This window comes from Sphingomonas kyeonggiensis (assembly GCF_030812785.1).
In the GTDB taxonomy this organism is placed as follows: Bacteria; Pseudomonadota; Alphaproteobacteria; order Sphingomonadales; family Sphingomonadaceae; genus Sphingomonas; species Sphingomonas kyeonggiensis_B.
The window spans coordinates 931165-948692 of sequence record NZ_JAUSTJ010000003.1 but is presented as its reverse complement, the minus strand read 5'-3'; the positions used below and the strand labels follow the sequence as shown (position 1 = coordinate 948692).

Annotated in this window: 13 protein-coding genes; 9 read left to right on the top strand and 4 right to left on the bottom strand. The window is 69.5% G+C overall.

The genetic code is table 11. From position 1 onward, the window contains the following. Positions 1 to 2: 2 nt before the first annotated feature. Together J2W22_RS21805 and J2W22_RS21800 are read left to right on the top strand one after the other, a co-directional pair. Positions 3 to 530 (top strand): hypothetical protein, encoded by a 528-nt coding sequence (locus J2W22_RS21805; protein ID WP_307120376.1) that lies wholly within the window; start codon positions 3 to 5, stop codon positions 528 to 530. 13 nt (positions 531 to 543) lie between these two features. Next, the gene (locus J2W22_RS21800; protein ID WP_307120375.1) at positions 544 to 1164 is read left to right on the top strand and encodes a cysteine hydrolase family protein; all 621 of its coding nucleotides are present in this window, start codon (positions 544 to 546) and stop codon (positions 1162 to 1164) included. Between the two features lie 61 nt (positions 1165 to 1225). Here the strand turns inward: J2W22_RS21800 and J2W22_RS21795 are convergent, their stop codons facing one another. After that, on the bottom strand, positions 1226 to 1924 hold the full coding sequence (locus tag J2W22_RS21795; RefSeq protein WP_307120374.1) for a pirin family protein: 699 nt from the start codon (positions 1922 to 1924) through the stop codon (positions 1226 to 1228). A gap of 113 nt (positions 1925 to 2037) precedes the next feature. On the opposite strand from J2W22_RS21795, the gene J2W22_RS21790 reads away from it, so the two are divergent. Beyond that, entirely contained in the window at positions 2038 to 2967 is a 930-nt protein-coding gene (locus J2W22_RS21790; RefSeq protein ID WP_307120373.1) for a LysR family transcriptional regulator, read from the top strand. 61 nt (positions 2968 to 3028) lie between these two features. On the opposite strand, the gene J2W22_RS21785 is transcribed toward J2W22_RS21790, so the two are convergent. Further along, on the bottom strand, positions 3029 to 3487 hold the full coding sequence (locus J2W22_RS21785) for a response regulator (RefSeq protein ID WP_307120372.1): 459 nt from the start codon (positions 3485 to 3487) through the stop codon (positions 3029 to 3031). A 172-nt stretch (positions 3488 to 3659) separates the two neighbouring features. Between J2W22_RS21785 and J2W22_RS21780 the strand changes: the two genes are divergently transcribed. From J2W22_RS21780 to nagE, 5 genes are all read left to right on the top strand, one after another. Beyond that, entirely contained in the window at positions 3660 to 4418 is a 759-nt protein-coding gene (locus J2W22_RS21780) for a copper homeostasis protein CutC (protein ID WP_307120371.1), read from the top strand. Positions 4419 to 4458: 40 nt separating this feature from the next. Then, complete coding sequence (locus tag J2W22_RS21775) at positions 4459 to 5502, top strand: SIS domain-containing protein (RefSeq protein ID WP_307120370.1); 1044 nt, start codon at positions 4459 to 4461, stop codon at positions 5500 to 5502. Beyond that, the gene (gene nagA / locus J2W22_RS21770) at positions 5499 to 6632 is read left to right on the top strand and encodes an N-acetylglucosamine-6-phosphate deacetylase (protein ID WP_307120369.1); all 1134 of its coding nucleotides are present in this window, start codon (positions 5499 to 5501) and stop codon (positions 6630 to 6632) included. The genes J2W22_RS21775 and nagA overlap by 4 nt, the downstream gene beginning before the upstream one ends. 68 nt (positions 6633 to 6700) lie before the next feature. After that, complete coding sequence (gene ptsP, locus J2W22_RS21765; RefSeq protein WP_307120701.1) at positions 6701 to 9202, top strand: phosphoenolpyruvate--protein phosphotransferase; 2502 nt, start codon at positions 6701 to 6703, stop codon at positions 9200 to 9202. Beyond that, complete coding sequence (gene nagE, locus J2W22_RS21760) at positions 9199 to 10911, top strand: N-acetylglucosamine-specific PTS transporter subunit IIBC (protein ID WP_307120368.1); 1713 nt, start codon at positions 9199 to 9201, stop codon at positions 10909 to 10911. The genes ptsP and nagE overlap by 4 nt, the downstream gene beginning before the upstream one ends. A 335-nt stretch (positions 10912 to 11246) precedes the next feature. Here the strand turns inward: nagE and galA are convergent, their stop codons facing one another. Then, complete coding sequence (galA, locus tag J2W22_RS21755; RefSeq protein WP_307120367.1) at positions 11247 to 14156, bottom strand: beta-galactosidase GalA; 2910 nt, start codon at positions 14154 to 14156, stop codon at positions 11247 to 11249. A 59-nt stretch (positions 14157 to 14215) separates the two neighbouring features. Next, a complete protein-coding gene (locus J2W22_RS21750; RefSeq protein ID WP_307120366.1) occupies positions 14216 to 14953 on the bottom strand; it encodes a GntR family transcriptional regulator in 738 nt (245 codons plus the stop codon). Positions 14954 to 15195: 242 nt separating this feature from the next. On the opposite strand from J2W22_RS21750, the gene J2W22_RS21745 reads away from it, so the two are divergent. Further along, positions 15196 to 17514, top strand: coding sequence for a beta-N-acetylhexosaminidase (locus J2W22_RS21745; protein ID WP_307120365.1), 2319 nt, complete (start codon positions 15196 to 15198; stop codon positions 17512 to 17514). Positions 17515 to 17528: the final 14 nt, after the last annotated feature.

Genomic DNA, 17528 nt, shown 5'->3' with positions numbered 1-17528 from the left:
CCATGACCGACAACGAGATCGTGAGCTCGAGCTTCTCCGCAATCGTCGACGCGCCGATCGAGAAGATCGACCTGCCGACCTGGGCCTTCACCCTGCCCGATGCCGAATATCAGGGCTGCTCGCCCGCCCATGTCGCCGCCGGCTTCACCACCGCGCCCGACGGCACCCGCATGTCGATCAATGTCGAGATCATCGGCGGCAGCCTGATGGTCCAGCATTATGTTGAGACGCTCGCCGAGAGGGATCACCTGATCCTGGAGTCGGTGTCGGACGTGTTCACGCCGAACGGCCGCACGACCATCCATGTCCATTGGGAGCTGAGCGTGAAGGCGATCGATAGCGGCCGCTGCGAGTTCACCAACCATGTCCGCTCGCGCGCGACCGATGCGATGCTCACCCTGCTCGACAAGCAAGGCATTCCGTTCGAGGTGTTCCGGGCGCAGCGCCAGCCCATGTCGATCGCCCATAACCAGGGCGAGACGCCGCTGTTCGCCGCCAGCATCGAGCGCTTTGCGCGCCGCGCCGCTTGAAGGGAGCAATCGCATGACTCCCGATTATCCTAAGGGCGCGACCGGGCTGCTGCTGGTCGATCCCTATAACGACTTTCTGTCCGAAGGCGGGAAGGTCTGGCCGCGCGTACAGGCGATTGCCGAAGCGAACGGCCTGATCGCCAACCTCAAGGCGATCGCCGATACGGTGCGCGGCGCTGGCATGCGGGTCTTCTACGCCCCGCATCGTCGGTGGGAGCCGGGCGATTACGAGGACTGGGCGCACCCCAATCCCACCCAGCGCGCGATCATGCACCGCCACAGCTTCGCCCGCGGCGAATGGGGTGGCGACTGGCACCCGGACTTCGTCCCTCAGCCCGGCGACGTCATCGCCAAGGAGCATTGGGCACAGAGCGGCTTCGCCAACACCGATCTCGACCAGCAGCTGCGCCAGCACGGCATAAGCCATGTCATCCTGATCGGGCTGCTCGCCAATACCTGCATCGAATCGACCGGCCGCTACGCGATGGAGATCGGCTATCACGTCACCCTGGTCCGCGACGCGACGGCGGCCTTCTCCGAGGAGATGATGCATGCCGCCCATGCGCTGAACGGGCCGACCTATGCCCATGCGATCCTCAGCACAGCAGAGTTGCTCGAAGCGCTGTCGCGGTAGCGGATCGAACGCCTTCCGATGAAAAAGCGCGCGGCGTAGGGGGACGTCGCGCGCTTCCGGTTCAGGCCGCGTCGACCATCACGATCTCGCTGTCCTCGATCGCAGTGACCTTCAGCACCTCGAGGTCGCTGATCGCCGCGCCGTCCCGGGCATTGACCCGGATGCCGTCGATCTCGATCGCGCCGCTGGCGGGCACGAGATAGGCCTTGCGGTCCGCGCCCAGGGCATATTCGGCGGTCTCGCCGGCCTTCAGCGTGGCGCCGACCACCCGCGCATCGGTGCGGATCGGCAGCGCGTCATTGTCGTTCTCGTATCCCGAAGCCAGCGTGACGAAATGGCCCGAGCGATCGCCCTTGGGGAAGGGCTTGGCGCCCCAGCTGGGCGCTTCGCCGTCGCGGGTCGGGACGATCCAGATCTGGAAGATCCGGGTGGTCACGTCCTCGAGGTTGTACTCCGAGTGGCGGATGCCGGTGCCGGCGCTCATCACCTGGACGTCGCCCGCTTCGGTGCGGCCCTTGTTGCCCAGATTGTCCTGGTGGGTGATCGCGCCTTCGCGGACATAGGTGATGATCTCCATGTCGCGGTGCGGGTGCGGCGGGAAGCCGGTCTGCGGTGCGATCGTGTCGTCGTTCCACACGCGGAGGTTGCCCCAGTGCATGCGGGCGGGATCGTGATAGCCGGCAAACGAGAAATGATGCTTGGCATCGAGCCAGCCATGGTTGGCGCCGCCGAGGCTGTCGAAGGGACGAAGTTCGATCATGGGGTGTCTCCTGTGGAGCGGCTCCGGCCGCCCTTGTGGAGACGGATTTAGGACTTGCCCACTTTCTGGATCAGAGGGATAAAATCTGCCGAAACGTTCCAGAAAGTTGAATAGTGAATACGCCGGGCACGCCGACCTATGACCAGCTGCGCATCTTCCTGACTATCGTCGATACCGGCAGCTTCGCGGGTGCCGGGCGCAAGCTCAACCGGGCGGTTTCGGTGATAAGCTATGGCATCGCCAATCTCGAGACGCAGCTGGGCATCACGCTGTTCGACCGCGAGGGCACGCGCAAGCCGCAGCTCACCGTCGCCGGCCGGGCGCTGCTCGCCGAGGCGCGGAGCATCTCGGACGGCATGGACGGGCTGCGCGCCAAGGTGAAGGGGCTGCTCGACGGGTTGGAGGCGGAGATCAGCCTGGCGGTGGACGTGATGCTGCCGGCCGAGCGGCTGGGCAAGGTGCTGCGCGCCTTTGTGCGCGAATATCCCACGGTGCAGCTGCGCCTGCATGTCGAGGCGCTGGGCGCGGTGACCGCGATGGTGCTCGATCAGGAAGCGGTGATCGGCATCTCGGGGCCACTCTCCTCGGGCGTCGAGGGGATCGAGAGCATGGTCGCGGGATCGGTGCCGATGGTCCCGGTGGCGGCGCCCGACCATCCGCTCGGCCGGATGGAGGCGATCCTGCCGGGCGCCGGGCGCGACTACACCCAGCTGGTGCTGACCGACCGCTCGCGCTTCACCGAGGGGCAGGATTTCTCGGTCGCCAGCCCCAAGACCTGGCGGCTCGCCGACCTCGGCGCGAAGCACGCGCTGCTGCGCGAGGGGATCGGCTGGGGCAACATGCCGCTGCCGATGATCGAGCCGGACCTGGTGGCGGGCACGCTGGTGCGGCTGGCGATGCCCGACCATGTCGGCGGCACCTATCGCTTCTCGGGCATCTGGCGGCGCGATACGCCGCCGGGGCCGGCAGCGTCCTGGCTGCTCGACCAGTTCGTGACGCTAGGCGCGCAGGACGCGGAGCTGGCGGGGATGGGGGACGTCTAAAATTTGGCTGTTCCGCGGCGAAAGCCGGGGTCCAGGGTTTCTCTGCCGTGTCGCTCTCTGCTCAGAACATCTCGTCCACGTCCTGGTTCACCCCGGCACGGCGCGCCAGGGCGACCTGCGCGAGCCGGTCCTCGGCATCGACGGAAACGAAGCGGCTGAGTTTTCGGTTGAGCGTCTCGGCGGTGAACGGCTTCAGCAGATAGTCGGTGGCGCCCGCGCTCTTGGCATTGAGCACTTCGCCGAAGTCGCGTTCGGCGGTGATCATCAGGAACGGTATCTTCGCCAGCGACGGATGCATGCGCACCGCGAGCAGAAGTTCGAAGCCGCTGATCGGCTCCATCCACCAGTCGGAGATGACGAGGTCGTAATGATGCCGCCGGAGCAGGCCCAGCGCCTCCGTGCCGTCGCTGGCCTGGTCGACATGCCCCACGCCGAAGTCGTGGATCATGCTCGCCACGATCCGGCGCATCATGCGCGAATCATCGACAACCAGAAAACGAGCGCAGCGCGTATCGAGCATCCAGGCCTCCAGCCGGAAGCAAGACCATGACGCGTCCTGTGCCACCATCCCGAGATTGCGCGTAGCGCATTTGCCCTTAGGCGGGCGTGATACTCCTACCCGCTTCGCAACCCCTTGGGCTTCCGCACCAGCCGCGGCTATGACGCTGCCCGACCCCTGACCTGGAGCCCCAATGCTCGAAATCTGCATCGACACGCTTGCCGGGATCGACGCCGCCATCGCCGGCGGTGCCGACCGGCTCGAACTCTGCGCCGCGCTGTCGGTCGGCGGGCTGACCCCGCCCCGCTCGCTGGTCGCGCGCGCAGCCGCTGCGCCGATCCCTGCCCATCTCCTCTCCCGCCCCCGCGACGGCGACTTCCGCTACAGCCCCGGCGAGGCTGCGCTGGTCGCCGACGACATTAGCCTGGCCGCCGAGGCGGGCCTTGCCGGCGTCGTGATCGGCGCGAGCGACGCGGCCGGAAAGCTCGATGCGGGCCTCCTCGCCGCCTGGGTCGCGCATGCCCGGGCCGAGGGCACCAAAGCCGGCCGGCCGCTGTCGCTCACCCTCCACCGCGCCTTCGATCTCTGCCCCGATCCGCTGGAGGCCCTGGACACCGCGATCGCGCTCGGCTTCGACCGGATCCTCACCTCGGGCGGCCAGCCCCGCGCCGCCGACGCGCTCGACATGCTCGCCGCGCTGGTCCGCCGGGCCGAGGGCCGCATCCTGATCCTCGCCGGCAGCGGCATCGATGCCGCCAACCTGCCCGCGATCCTCGCCACCGGCGTGCCCGAGGTCCATGCCTCGTGCCGCAGCCCTTCCGGCACCCCCGGCGAGGCCGAGCAGCGCTTCGGCTTCCAGACCGGCCCGAGCCTCCAGACCGACCCCGCAAAAGTATCCACAATGCGGCGCATTCTCGACGAGCATAGAACCTTGAACAGTACCAATATATGACTTATTCCCGTCCGCTTCGATAGTAACACAGGGTGTACAGATGGGGGCTGACGAGCAGCAGGCGGGGGTGACCGCCACGCTCATGGAGACCGAGGCGGCCGAGGCCGCGGAGGCGGTGCGCCGTCTGGTCGATGCGAACGAGCCTGCCCTCACGGCGCTGGCGACGCGGCTCCGCGCCAACCCGCCCGCGCGCATCGTCACCTGCGCCCGCGGCTCGTCGGACCATGCCGCGAGCTATGGCAAATACCTGATCGAGACCTTCATCGGCATCCCCGTCGCCTCCGCCGCCCCGTCGGTGGCGTCGGTGTTCGCCGCGCCGGTCGCCCCCGGCTCGGCGCTGTGCATCGCCATCTCGCAGAGCGGCCGCAGCCCCGACCTGCTCGCCACCGTCCGCGCGCACCAGGAAGCCGGCGCGCATGTCGTCGCCTTCGTCAATGACGAGAGCTCGCCGCTCGCGCTGCTCGCCGACACGCTGATCGGCCTCAAGGCCGGCCCCGAGCGCTCGGTCGCCGCGACCAAATCCTATATCACCGCGCTCGCCGCCTTTGTCGCGCTGGTCGCCGAATGGGCGCGCGACGATGCCCTCGCCGCCGCCCTCACCCGCCTGCCCGAGCAGCTCGAGGCCGCACGCACGCTCGACTGGAGCGACGCCGTCACCGCGCTGCGCGACGCGACCAATCTGTTCGTGATCGGCCGCGGCTACAGCTTCGGCATCGCCCAGGAGGCCGCGCTCAAGTTCAAGGAGACCTGCGGGCTCCATGCCGAGGCGTTCAGCGCCGCCGAGGTCCGCCACGGCCCGATGGCGATCGTCGGGGAAGGCTTCCCGGTGCTCGCCTTCGCCACCTCGGATCCCGCCGGCGACAGCGTCCGCGAGGCCGCGGCCGAGTTCGCCGAGCGCGGTGCCCGGCTCTGCGTTGCCGATGCCAAGGGCGGCGGCAGCCTGCCCGCCCTCCCCGACCATCCCGCGATCGAGCCGATCCTGATGGTCCAGAGCTTCTACCACATGGCCAATGCGCTCTCGCTCGCGCGCGGCCACGATCCCGATCGCCCGCTCTACCTCAAGAAGGTGACCGAGACGCGATGACTGCCCACGCCTTTACCAACGGGCATATCGTCACGCCCGGCGGCGTGCTGGACCAGGCGACCATCCAGGTCGCCCAGGGCCGCATCGCCGCGATCCTTCCCGATGCGCAGGCGGACGAGACCATCGACCTCGACGGCGGCTGGCTTGTCCCCGGCTTCATCGACACCCAGGTCAATGGCGGCGCCGGCGTGCTGTTCAACGATGCGCCCGATGTCGAAGGCATCGCGGCGATCGGCCGCGCGCATGCCCGCTACGGCACCACCGGCTTCCTGCCGACCCTGATCAGCGACGTGCCCGAGGTGATCGCCCGCGCGCTCGATGCCGCCGAGGCCGCGATCGCGGCCGGCGTGCCGGGCTGCATCGGCGTCCATATCGAAGGCCCGATCATCAGCGTCACCCGCAAGGGCATCCATGACGCCGACAAGTTCCGCCTGCTCGACGCGGACCTGCTCGAACTGCTCACCCGCCCGCGCCGCGGCAAGGTGATGCTTACCCTCGCCCCCGAGATGGTCTCGCTCGAGGACATCCGCCGGCTCCACGATGCCGGCGTGATCCTCAGCATCGGCCACAGCGATGCAAGCTATGACGTCGTCAAGGCCGCGATCGCCGCGGGCATGACCGGGGTCACGCATTTGTTCAACGCCATGTCCCCCCTGCTCCACCGCGCGCCCGGCGTGGTCGGCGCGGCGCTGGAGGACCAGAGCATCTATTGCGGCCTGATCCTTGACGGTTTCCACGTCCATGACGCCCCGGTCCGCATCGCGATGCGCGCCCGGCCGCACGATCGCTTCATGCTCGTCACCGATGCGATGCCCTGCGTCGGTGCCGAGGTCGCCGAGTTCGACCTGCATGGCCGCCGCATCCTCGTCGATGGCGGGCGCTGCCTGGGCGAGGACGGCACGCTGGCCGGCTCGGCGCTCGACATGGCCGGCGCCTTCCGCAACGCGGTCAACCGGATCGGCCTGTCGCATGCCGACGCCGCCATCATGGCCGCGACCAGCCCCGCCGCCTTTCTGGGCCTCAGCGACGAGCGCGGCGCGCTCGCGCCCGGCCTCGTCGCCGACTGGGTCCAGCTGACCCGCGATCTGGAGCCCGCCGGCACCTGGATCGCCGGCACCCGCATCGCCTGACTCTCGGGAGACACGCCCTGCCCACGCAATCGCTGCCGCCGCCGCTCGATGACACGCCCGGGGGGCGGATCCTTCTCGCGTCCCCGCTCGCCGGCTGGCTCTCCGGTCTAGACGAGGTTCCGGACCCCGTCTTCGCCCAGCGCATGCTGGGAGACGGTATCGCGATAGACCCAACCGGCGATTGCCTGCACGCGCCGTGCGACGGCGAAGTGGCCGTGCTCCAGCCGAGCGGCCATGCGATCACCATCCGTGCCGCCGACGGCGTCGAGATCCTGATGCATGTCGGCCTCGATACGGTGGCGCTGAAGGGCGAAGGCTTCACCCCCTGCGTGGCGGTCGGCGACCGCGTCGCCGCGGGCGATCCGCTGATCCGCTTCGATCTCGACACGATCGTCTGCGCCGCCCCCTCGGCGGTCACCCCGGTGCTGCTGCTCGAGACGCCCGGCCACACGCTGGTCCGTACCCGTGCCGACGGCCCGGTCCAGGTCGGCGACGCGATCCTCGCGCTCGAACCCCGCCTCGCCGCCGCGGCGACCACCACCACGCCGCTCACCGGCGAGACCGTAGAGCGCGTCGTCACCGTGCCGCTCGTCCACGGCATCCATGCCCGTCCCGCCGCGCACATCCGCGACCTGCTCGCCGGCCTCACCGCCGACGTCACCCTCAGCAAGCAGGACCGTACCGCCAGCGCACGCAGCCCGGTCGGCCTGCTGACGCTCGCCATCGCGTTCGGCGACGAGGTCCGTATCGCCGCCACCGGCCCCGATGCCGAACAGGCCGCTACCGCGCTCGCCGCGCTGATCGAGAGCGGCATGGGCGAGAAGGGCCACGCCGCCGCCCCCAAGCCCGCAGCCCCCATCGCCGCCGCGCCGCAGATCACCGCCCTCCCCGCCGACGGCAAGCTCAACGGCGTCACCGCCGCCCCAGGACTCGCGGTCGGCCAGGCCCGCCGCTTCCGCCTGCCCGAAGTGCAGGTCGACACGGCCAGCAAGGGCGCGGCCGAGGAACAGGCCCAGCTCGACGCCGCCCGCGCCGCCCTCGCCGCCCGGCTCGACGGCGAGATCGGGCATGCGCACGGCGCCCAGCGCGCCATCGCCGAGGCGCACCGCGCGATGCTCGACGATGACGGCATCCTCGCCGACGCCGCCGAAGCCATCCGGAACGGCGCCAGCGCCGGCCAGGCCTGGCGCGCCGCGATCGCGCCCCAGGCCGAGGCGCTCACCGCCTCGGGCGACGCCCGCCTCGCCGAGCGCGCCGACGATCTGCGCGACCTCGAACGCCGCGTCCTGCTGGTCCTTGCCGGTACCGACGAAGCGCCGCTCGCCTTCCCGCCGAACACCATCCTGCTCGCCGAGGATCTGCTCCCGTCGCAGGTGACGGCGCTCGATCCCGATCAGGTCATCGGCCTCTGCGTCGAGCGCGGCGGCCCGACTTCGCACGCCGCGATCCTCGCCGCCGGCCTCGGCTTGCCGATGCTCGTCTCGCTCGGCCCGGTGCTGCGCCAGATCGGCGAGGAAACCCCGCTGATCCTCGATGCCGGCCTCGCCAGGCTCCATGTCGCGCCGGACGCAGCCGCGCTCGCCGAAGCGCATCTGGCCGTCGCCGATCGCGCCGAGCGCCGCGCCGCCGCGCTCGCCGCCGCGGTCCGGCCCTGCCACATGGCCGACGGCACCCGCATCGAAGTCTTCGCCAATCTCGGCTCGCGCGCCGATGCCGAGCTGGCCATCGCCAATGGCGCCGAGGGCTCGGGCCTGCTGCGCACCGAATTCCTGTTCCTCGATCGCGACACCGCGCCGAGCGTCGACGAGCAGGCCGCGGACTATCAGGCGATCGCCGACACGCTCGCCGGCCGCCCGCTGATCGTCCGCCTGCTCGATATCGGCGGCGACAAGCCCGCCTCCTATCTGCCGATCCCGGCCGAGGAGAATCCGGCGCTGGGCCTGCGCGGCATCCGCGTCGGCCTCGCCCATCCGCAGCTGCTCGAGGACCAGATCCGCGCGATCCTGCGCGTCCAGCCGGTCGGCCAGTGCCGCATCATGGTGCCGATGATCGCCGGGATCGACGAGCTGCGCCGCGTCCGGGACATGCTCGACAAGGTCCGCGCCGATCTCGGCATCACAGAAGCGGTCGAGCTCGGCGTGATGGTCGAGACGCCCGCAGCCGCGGTGACCGCCGACCTGCTCGCCGCCGAAGCCGATTTCCTCTCGGTCGGCACCAACGACCTCACCCAATATGCCCTGGCGATGGACCGCGGCAACGCCAGCGTGGCGAGTGCGATCGACGGGCTCCACCCCGCCGTGCTGCGCCTGATCGCCGATACCTGCCGGGGTGCTGCCAGCAAGGGCCGCTGGACCGGTGTGTGCGGCGGCCTTGCCTCCGATCCGCTCGCCGTGCCGATCCTGATCGGCCTGGGCGTGACCGAGCTGTCCTCCACCGCTGCTATGGTTCCCGAGATCAAGGCTCTGGTCTCCGGTCTCACCCTCGACGCCGTCCGTGCCCATGCCCAGGCAGCGCTCGCCTGCGCGACCGCCGCCGATGTCCGCGCTCTTGCCCGGGAGTTCACCGCATGAAGTCGATCCTGGAACTGCTCCAGCCGCTGGGCCGGGCGCTGATGCTGCCGATCGCAGTGCTGCCGGTCGCCGGCCTGCTGCTCCGCCTCGGCCAGCCCGACCTGCTCGATATCGCCTTCATCAGCGCCGCGGGCGACGCGCTCTTCTCGCATCTCGGCCTGCTCTTCGCGATCGGCGTCGCCACCGGCTATGCCAGGGACGGCAACGGCGCCGCGCCGCTTGCCGGCATCACCTGCTTCCTCGTCGCGACCGAGTCCGCCAAGGTGCTGCTCACCGTGCCCGCGGACGTCACCGCCGGCATGGAAGGCCCGCTGCTCGAGCTGACCACCGCCGCCTGGAAGGCCAAGGCGATCGCCCGGCTCGACGTGCCGATCGGCATCCTCTCCGGCCTGATCGGCGGCATCTTCTACAACCGCTTCTCGACGATCAAGCTTCCGGAATATCTCGCCTTTTTCGGCGGGCGCCGCTTCGTGCCGATCGTCAGCGGCTTCGCCGGCGTGCTCATCGCCGGCCTGATCGGCCTGTGCTTCGCCCAGCTGAGCGCCGGGATCGACGGGCTCGGCCATGGCATCACCGGCGCGGGCGAGATCGGCCTGTTCCTGTTCGGCCTGATCAACCGGCTGCTGCTCGTCACCGGCCTCCATCACATCTTCAACAACGTCTTCTGGTTCGTCCAGGGCGACTATCACGGCGCCAATGGCGACCTGCGCCGCTTCTTCGCCGGCGATCCCAGCGCGGGCGCGTTCATGGCCGGCTTCTTCCCGGTGATGATGTTCGGCCTGCCCGCCGCCTGCCTCGCCATATACCGCGCCGCGCGGCCCGAGCGCCGCAAGGCGGTGGGCGGCATGCTCTTCAGCCTCGCCCTCACCTCGGCACTGACCGGCGTGACCGAGCCGATCGAGTTCAGCTTCATGTTCCTCGCACCCGCGCTGTTCGCGGTGCATGCGGTGCTCACCGGCATCGCGATGGTGGTGATGGACCTGCTCGGGGTGAAGCTCGGCTTCGGCTTCTCGGCAGGCCTGTTCGACTATGTGCTGAACTTCGGCAAGGCGACGCGGCCGCTGCTGCTGATCCCGGTCGGCATCGTCTATTTCGGGCTCTATTACGGCATCTTCTCCTTCGTCATCCGCCGCTTCAATCTTCAGACGCCCGGCCGCGAGCCCGAGGCGGCGGTGCCGGCATCCGCGGCCGCCATCGCCGGCGAGCGCGGCCCTGCCTTCGCCCGTGCGCTCGGCGGCGCGGCGAACATCACCAGCGTCGATGCCTGCACCACCCGCCTGCGCCTGATGGTCAAGGACCAGGCCCAGGTCGACGAGCCCATGCTCAAGGCGCTCGGCGCCCGCGGCGTGATCCGCCCCTCGGCCAACGCGCTCCAGGTCGTGCTCGGCCCGATCGCGGACTCGGTCGCGGTCGAGATCCGCGACGCGCTGGCGCTGGGCGGCACCGCCCTCGCCCCGGCGCCGGTGGCGGCACCCGCCGGTCAGGCGACGCTCACTCCGGCCGCGCTGGCCGCGCTGGGCGGCGCCGACAATGTCCTCGGCGCCCGCCTCCTCGGCAACCGCCTCCGCGTCGAACTGTGCGAGCCTGCCAAGGCGGCAGAGCCGGCGCTGGTGGCGCTCGGCGTCCGCACCGTCGCCCATCCCTCGGAGGGCGTGGTCCACCTGCTCCTCGCCTCGAATGGCGCCGAGGGTCTGCTCACGGCGGCTTAAATCCCCTTCAGTTCCCCGTCGAAAGCCGGGGCCCAGGGTTTCTCTGCCGCTACCTCAGCCAGGCAGCACCTATTGCAAAATAGGATTCCGCCTGCTCGGCTCCCGCAGCCGCGTCACAAACCCGGCCGCTCTTTGACCCCGTAGGAAAGATAGGATCACCCCCTCGCAAACATGTTGCGAGATGCGCCGCATTCCCGGGAAAACAGGGAAAATAGCCGCCGCGAAAACCCGCTCCTGGCATGAACTTAGTGAACTTTGCCGAGTCGCCCCGGCGCGCACGATAGGAAAGCGCGCAGCAACACGCACAGTGCACGACCTTAGCAATGTTTGCCGCCTCAGCGCGGCGTGATCGCCACCGTGCCGAGCAGCCCCGAAGCCGCGCCGGGCGCGGCCTCGACCAGCAGCACCACCGCCCGCGGCCCCTTCCCCGCCGGCAGCGCCGCGCTGAGCGGCCCCGGCGCAGCGCCGGCCTTGGTCGCCCGCAGCGTGCCGTCGACCCAAAGCTCGGCCTTGCCGCCGATCGCCTCGAAGGCGATCACGCCGCCCTCGGCCGCCACCCGCTTCCACGGCGTCGCCCGGGTGCGATAGACCCGCCAGCCCGGCTGCGCCTCGGCCGGCGTCGGCACCCCGCTGCGGACAAAGTCCCAGCTGTTGTTGTCGCCATCCGCCGGCGCCAAGGTCGGGGCGGGCTTCTCCGCCAGCACCGGCGAGCGCCGCCATTCGCGCAGGTCCAGAACCTGCGGCACCACCGCCACCTGCGGGCGCGGCGCCACCTCGGCCCGGGCGATGGTCAGCACCGCCGGCGCCAGCCCCTCGGCCTGCGCCCGCACGGTGATCCGCCCGCGGCCCGTGTCGGCGCGGACCAGCAGCTGCGCCAGCCCGTTAAACAGCGAGCGCGATCCCGCGCCCGGCGCGACCTGCTCGGGCTCGTGGCTGTTCGGGTCGCCATTGCCGACACCCAGGATCACCGCGCCCTCGACGGTGAAGCGCGTCATCAGGTTCGCGGACGGCACGTGCCGTCCCTTGGCGTCGACCGCGTCGATGGTAATCGCCTGGCATTCCTCGTCGTCGCCGGCCATCACGCCGCGCGCCGGGGTCAGCCGCAGCGCGACCGGCGCCCCCGCCGTCTCGTGCACGGCCCGGGCGACGACCTTGCCGCCGCGCATCGCCAGCGCCTCGATCCGGCCCGGCGCATAGGGCACGGTCCACTCATTGCCCATGATGCGATCGACCTTCTGAACGCCGAGCTCGCGCCCGTTCAACCGCAGCGCCACCGTCTCGGCATTGCAGCTGACGAAGACCTTGATCGGCTCGCCCTCACGACCCGGCCAGGTCCAGTGCGGCGCGATCGCCACCACGTCCTTGTCGTCGGTCCAGTGTGCCCGGTGGATGTCGAACGCGGTCTTGGGGAAGCCGCACAGGTCGAGGATGCCGAAGAAGCTGGCGATGGTCGGCCAGGCATAGGGCGTCGGCTCGCCATGATAGTCGAACCCGGTCCACACGAACCCGCCCGCGACGAAGGGCCGTTCGGCGATGTTCTTCCAGGTGTCCCGGTGCGTCGCCCCCCAGCTCGTCGCCTCGGTATCGTAGGAGGTGAGGACGTGCTTCGCCGGATCGCTGGCAAAGGCGCCGCGCGTCTCATAGGCGCTGGTGTCCTCCGAGCTGGTGATCGGCTGGTTCGGATGCAGCTTGTGGTATTTGTCGTAATCGGCCTGGTAATAGTTGAAGCCCATCACGTCGAACTCGCCCGCAACGCTGACCGCGTTGTAGAACGAGCCGTTCATCGCCCCGGTCACCGGACGGCTGTCGTCGAGCTTTTTCACCGCCGCGATCATCCGCCGGACCATCTCGACACCGGCGCCGGTGCCCTGCATCGGCTCCTCGTTGAACACCGACCACAGGATCACGCTCGGATGGTTGCGGTCGCGGCGGACCAGCCATTCGAGCTGCGCCATGTAGTCGGGCGCCGGATTGAACAGCCGGTTCTCGTCCATGACGAGGAAGCCCATCCGGTCGCACCAGTCGAGCAGCTCGGCGGTCGGCGCGTTGTGCGACATGCGGATCGCGTTGCAGCCCATCTCCTTCAGCCGCTCGAGCCGCCAACGGTGCAGCGAATCCGGCACCGCCACGCCGACCCCGGCATGGTCCTGGTGCAGGCACACGCCCTTCAGCTTGACGGCACGATCGTTGACGAACAGCCCCTGATCGGCATCGAAGCGGATGGTGCGGAAGCCGATCGCGGTGCGCCGCTCGTCGATCGCCGCGCCGTCCTCCAGCACCCGGGTGCGCACCGTGTAGAGCGTCGGTTCCTCGACCGACCAAAGCCGCGGCGACCCGGCATCGAGCCGCAGCACACCATCCGCGCTGTCGAGCACCGGCACGGACACCAGCGTCTCGCCCCGCGCGACTTCGCGCCCCTCGGGATCGAGCAGCACCGCCTCGACCGTCACCGCCGCCGCGATGCGCGCGACATTGTGCAGCGTCGCGGTCACCGGCACCTGCCAGCGCCCATCGACCTTGCGCGGATCGCAGTGCACCCCGTCGCTGACGATCGCCACCGGCGCGCGCCGCACCAGCCAGGCATGGCGATAGAGCCCCGCGCCTTCGTACCACCAGCCTTCCTTGGCATCGGCATCGACGCGGATCGCGATCACATTGGTCTCGTCGCCGAAGCGGGCGAACGGCGTCAGGTCGACATGGACGCTGTTATAGGCCGACCAGTTGTGCGCGACGGTGCTGCCGTTGATCCAGATCGTCGCGTTGGTGGCGATGCCGTCGAAGTGCAGCTCGAGCGTCTTGCCCTGGTCCGCCGGGTCGAGCCGCAGCGTGCGGCGGTACCAGCCGATCCCGCGCGGACGATAGCCCTGCGAGACATTGGCGGTCTCGACGAAAGGCTGGGCCGCCGCCCAGTCGTGCGGCAGCCGCACCTCGCGCCAGTCGCTGTCGTCATAGGCGATCGCCGCCGCGCCGAGCGCGTTGCCCGCCTTGACGCTCAGATAGGTCTCGTGATGCCCCTGCGGCTCCGGCGTAGGGATATCGCCCTCGTGGAAGCGCCAGCCGAGCTCGAGCAGCGTGCGCGAGGGATCGCCCTCGGACAGCCTCGGCGCCAGCGTGGCGAGCGGGCGGGGCATCGGGAAGCCGTCGCCGTCGCCCGCGTCCTTCGCACTCGCCTCCGCCGTGCCGATCGGCGCCGCCAACAGCGCGCCGACGCCGACGCTCCCCCGTAGGAGTTGACGACGATCCATGGCGAAACTCCGACTGGGGCCGCGGTACGATGCGGCCCGATGGCAATTGGAAGAAAGGGTCAGATGTCGCTCAGCTCGGCGACGAAGTCATAGGCGTCGCCCCGATAATAGGAGCGCGTGACCTCGGCGGGCCGGCCGTCGCGCAGAAAGGCGCGGCGCTCGATCAGCAGCCCGGCATGGCCGGGATCGACACCCAGCATCTTGGCATGCTCGGTACCGAAGGGCACAGCGCGCAGCCGCTGGAGCGCGCGCACCGGGCGATTGCCGACCTTGTCGAGCGCGCCATAGAGCGAGTCCTCGACCGCATCGACCGAGGCCAGGCAATAGCCGGCGATGGTCGAGAATTCGAGCGCCATCGGCTCGTCATCGGCATAGCGGATGCGTGCGAAGCGGAGCACTGGCGCGCCCGGCGACAGCCCCAGCATCATCGCTTCCTCAGGATTGACCTGGCCCGGCGCGCGCGAGATCCAGCTGCTGCTCGCCTTGCGGCCGCGCGCCGCCATGTCCTCGGTGAAGGAGGAGAGCTTGGAGAAGCTCTTCTCGACGCGCCCGGCGACGAAGGTGCCCGCGCCGCGGCGGCGGGTGAGCAGCCCTTCCTCGACCAGCCCGCCAATCGCCTTGCGCACGGTGATGCGCGACACGTCATATTCGGCCGCCAGGTCGCGCTCGGGCGGGATCGCGTCCCCCTGTCCGAGCACGTTCGAGCCGATCCCGTCGCGAATGAGCTGCTGCAGCTGGAGGTAGAGCGGGGACGGATTGTCCTCGCGAAAACGTCCTAACTGGTCCGAAAATCCCATCAATCCTCCCCGGGCGTGCCCCCTGCGCACTCCGTTGGCCACGAAGCTAATGCACCAGCCCTGCCGCGGCAACGGCATGCGGTGGATTTATATTGGTAGCTCTTATAATATCAATATTTCGCACGCTTGTCCGCCTGCGCAACGCCCTTGCGGGGCAAAGCTGGGGCACGACCCTATTGTGCCACAGGACTTATATTGGTTACACCGCCCGCTCAGCCAAATGTCATGAGCGGGAGGAATGCATGGGCAAATCTGGGGTTCGGCAGGCACGACATCTGGCCTGGGCAATGCTGCTGGCGAGCCCGGCCTCGTTCGCCCAGCAACTTCCGGTCACGCCCCTCCCCGCATCGGTCACGCCCGGTGCCGGCGGCTATATGGTGCGCGACGGTGCACCGATCGGCTTTCCGGAAGGCGATGCCGGCGCGGCCGCCGCCGCACGCCTTCTCGCCGCGCATGTGAAGGTCGAGCGCGGCATCACGCTCGCCCCCGGATCGAGCCCGGCTGCGATCCAACTGGTTCGCGACGCCTCGGTGACCGGCGACGAAGCCTATCGCCTGACCGTAGATGCCAAGGGAATCCGTATCGCCGCCTCCGGCAACCGCGGCCTGCTCTACGGCGCGATGACGCTCTCCCAGCTGCTCAGCCCGGACCGTGCCCATGGCAAGCCGGTCAAGGTGCCCGCCGTGGCGATCGAGGACGCGCCGCGCTTCGGCTGGCGCGGGCTGATGCTCGACGTATCGCGCAACTTCCAGCCGATCGAGCAGGTCCAGGCGATCATCGACCAGATGGCGTCGGTGAAGCTCAATACGCTGCACCTGCACCTCACCGACGACCAGGGCTGGCGCTTCGAGGTCAAGGCCTATCCCAGGCTCACCGAAGTCGGCGCCTGGCGCACCGGTCCCTCGTCCGGCGGCGCGCCCGGGCCGCGGGTCGGCGGTTTCTACACCCAGGCACAGCTCAAGGCGCTCGTCGCCTATGCCACCGAGCGCGGCGTGACGATCGTCCCCGAGATCGACCTGCCGGGCCATGCCCAGGCGCTGGTCGCCGCCTATCCCGAGCTGGGCATCCTCGGCGACACGCCGGCGGTTTCCAACCAATGGGGCATCAACCCCTATCTGTTCAATCCGGGCCCGAAGGGCGTGGCGTTCGTCAAGCAGCTACTCGACGAGCTGATGGACGTGTTCCCCGGCACCTATATCCATCTCGGCGGCGACGAGGCGATCAAGGACCAGTGGCAGCGCTCGCCCGAGGTGCAGGCGCAGATCAAGGCGCTCGGGCTGCGCGACGAGAACCATCTCCAGAGCTGGCTGATCGAGCAGTTCGCCACCTATCTGGGCAGCAAGGGCCGCCGGTTGATCGGCTGGGACGAGATCCTCGAGGGCGGCCTGCCCGCTTCCGCCTCGGTGATGTCGTGGCGCGGGGAGAAAGGCGCCGTCGAGGCCGCCAACCAGAACCACGACGTGGTGCTGAGCCCCGATCCGGTCCTCTATCTCAACCGCCTGCAGAGCAACCATGCCGACGAGCCGCCGGGTCAGTTCCCGGTCCAGACGCTCGCCAAGGTCTATGCCTATGACCCGGTGCCCGCCGGCATCGACGCAGAGAAGGCCAAACATGTGCTCGGCGCGCAGGGCAATGCGTGGAGCGAATATATCGTCACGCCCGGCCAGCTGCAGCATGTGCTGTTCCCGCGCGCCGCGGCGATCGCCGAGATCACCTGGTCGGCTAAGGACAAGCGCGATTTTGCCGGCTTCCTCGATCGGGTCGGGCCGCAGCTGGAACGCTGGCGCCGCTCCGGCATGGAAGTCGCCGACGGCGCCTTCGCGGTCGAGTTCACCTTGGCGGGCACCCGCGGCGAAGCATTGCGGACGAACAAGGCGAGCGTCGCGCTGGCGACCCAGGCGCCCTATGGCACGATCCGCTACACCCTCGACGGCAAGGTGCCGACCGCCAAGTCGCCGGCCTATAAGGGGCCGCTGACGCTTGCCCCCGGCGCGACGATCCGTGCGGCGGCGTTCGACAAGGCCGGCAACGCCACCGCCGCGCCGCGTGCCTATGACAGCAGCCGCGCCGCGCTGCTCACCCGCACCGCCTCGGACCTCACCGGCTGCGCCGGCCGCAAACCTTGGCTGCGCGTGCCGCTGACGGCCGAGGCGACAGCAAATGCGCCGGCGTTCAACGTCAACCCGTTCGACACCTGCTACAGCTACCCCGCCGCCCCGCTCGACGTGGCGAAGGGCTTCACCGTCGAAGTCGCGCGGCTGCCCCGGCTCTGGGCCCTGGCGCATGAATATAGCTCGCAGATCGGCCAGTTCGCGGTGAGCCGATATGGCGAGCTGGTGATCAGCGCGCGCTGCAATGCCACGGACAAGACAGTCAAGCCGGTGGTGGTGGCGACCTTCCCGCTGCCCGATCCCGCGACGGCGCCGACCCGCTTCAGCTTCTCGGGGGCTTTGCCGGCAATGCCAGGAGATGAGGATCTTTGCTTCCAGTTCACCTCGCCGTTGAGCGATCCCTTCTACGCGGTCGAGCGCGTGACGCTGCGCGAGGAGGCCGGCAAGTGAAGATCCGTGTAAAG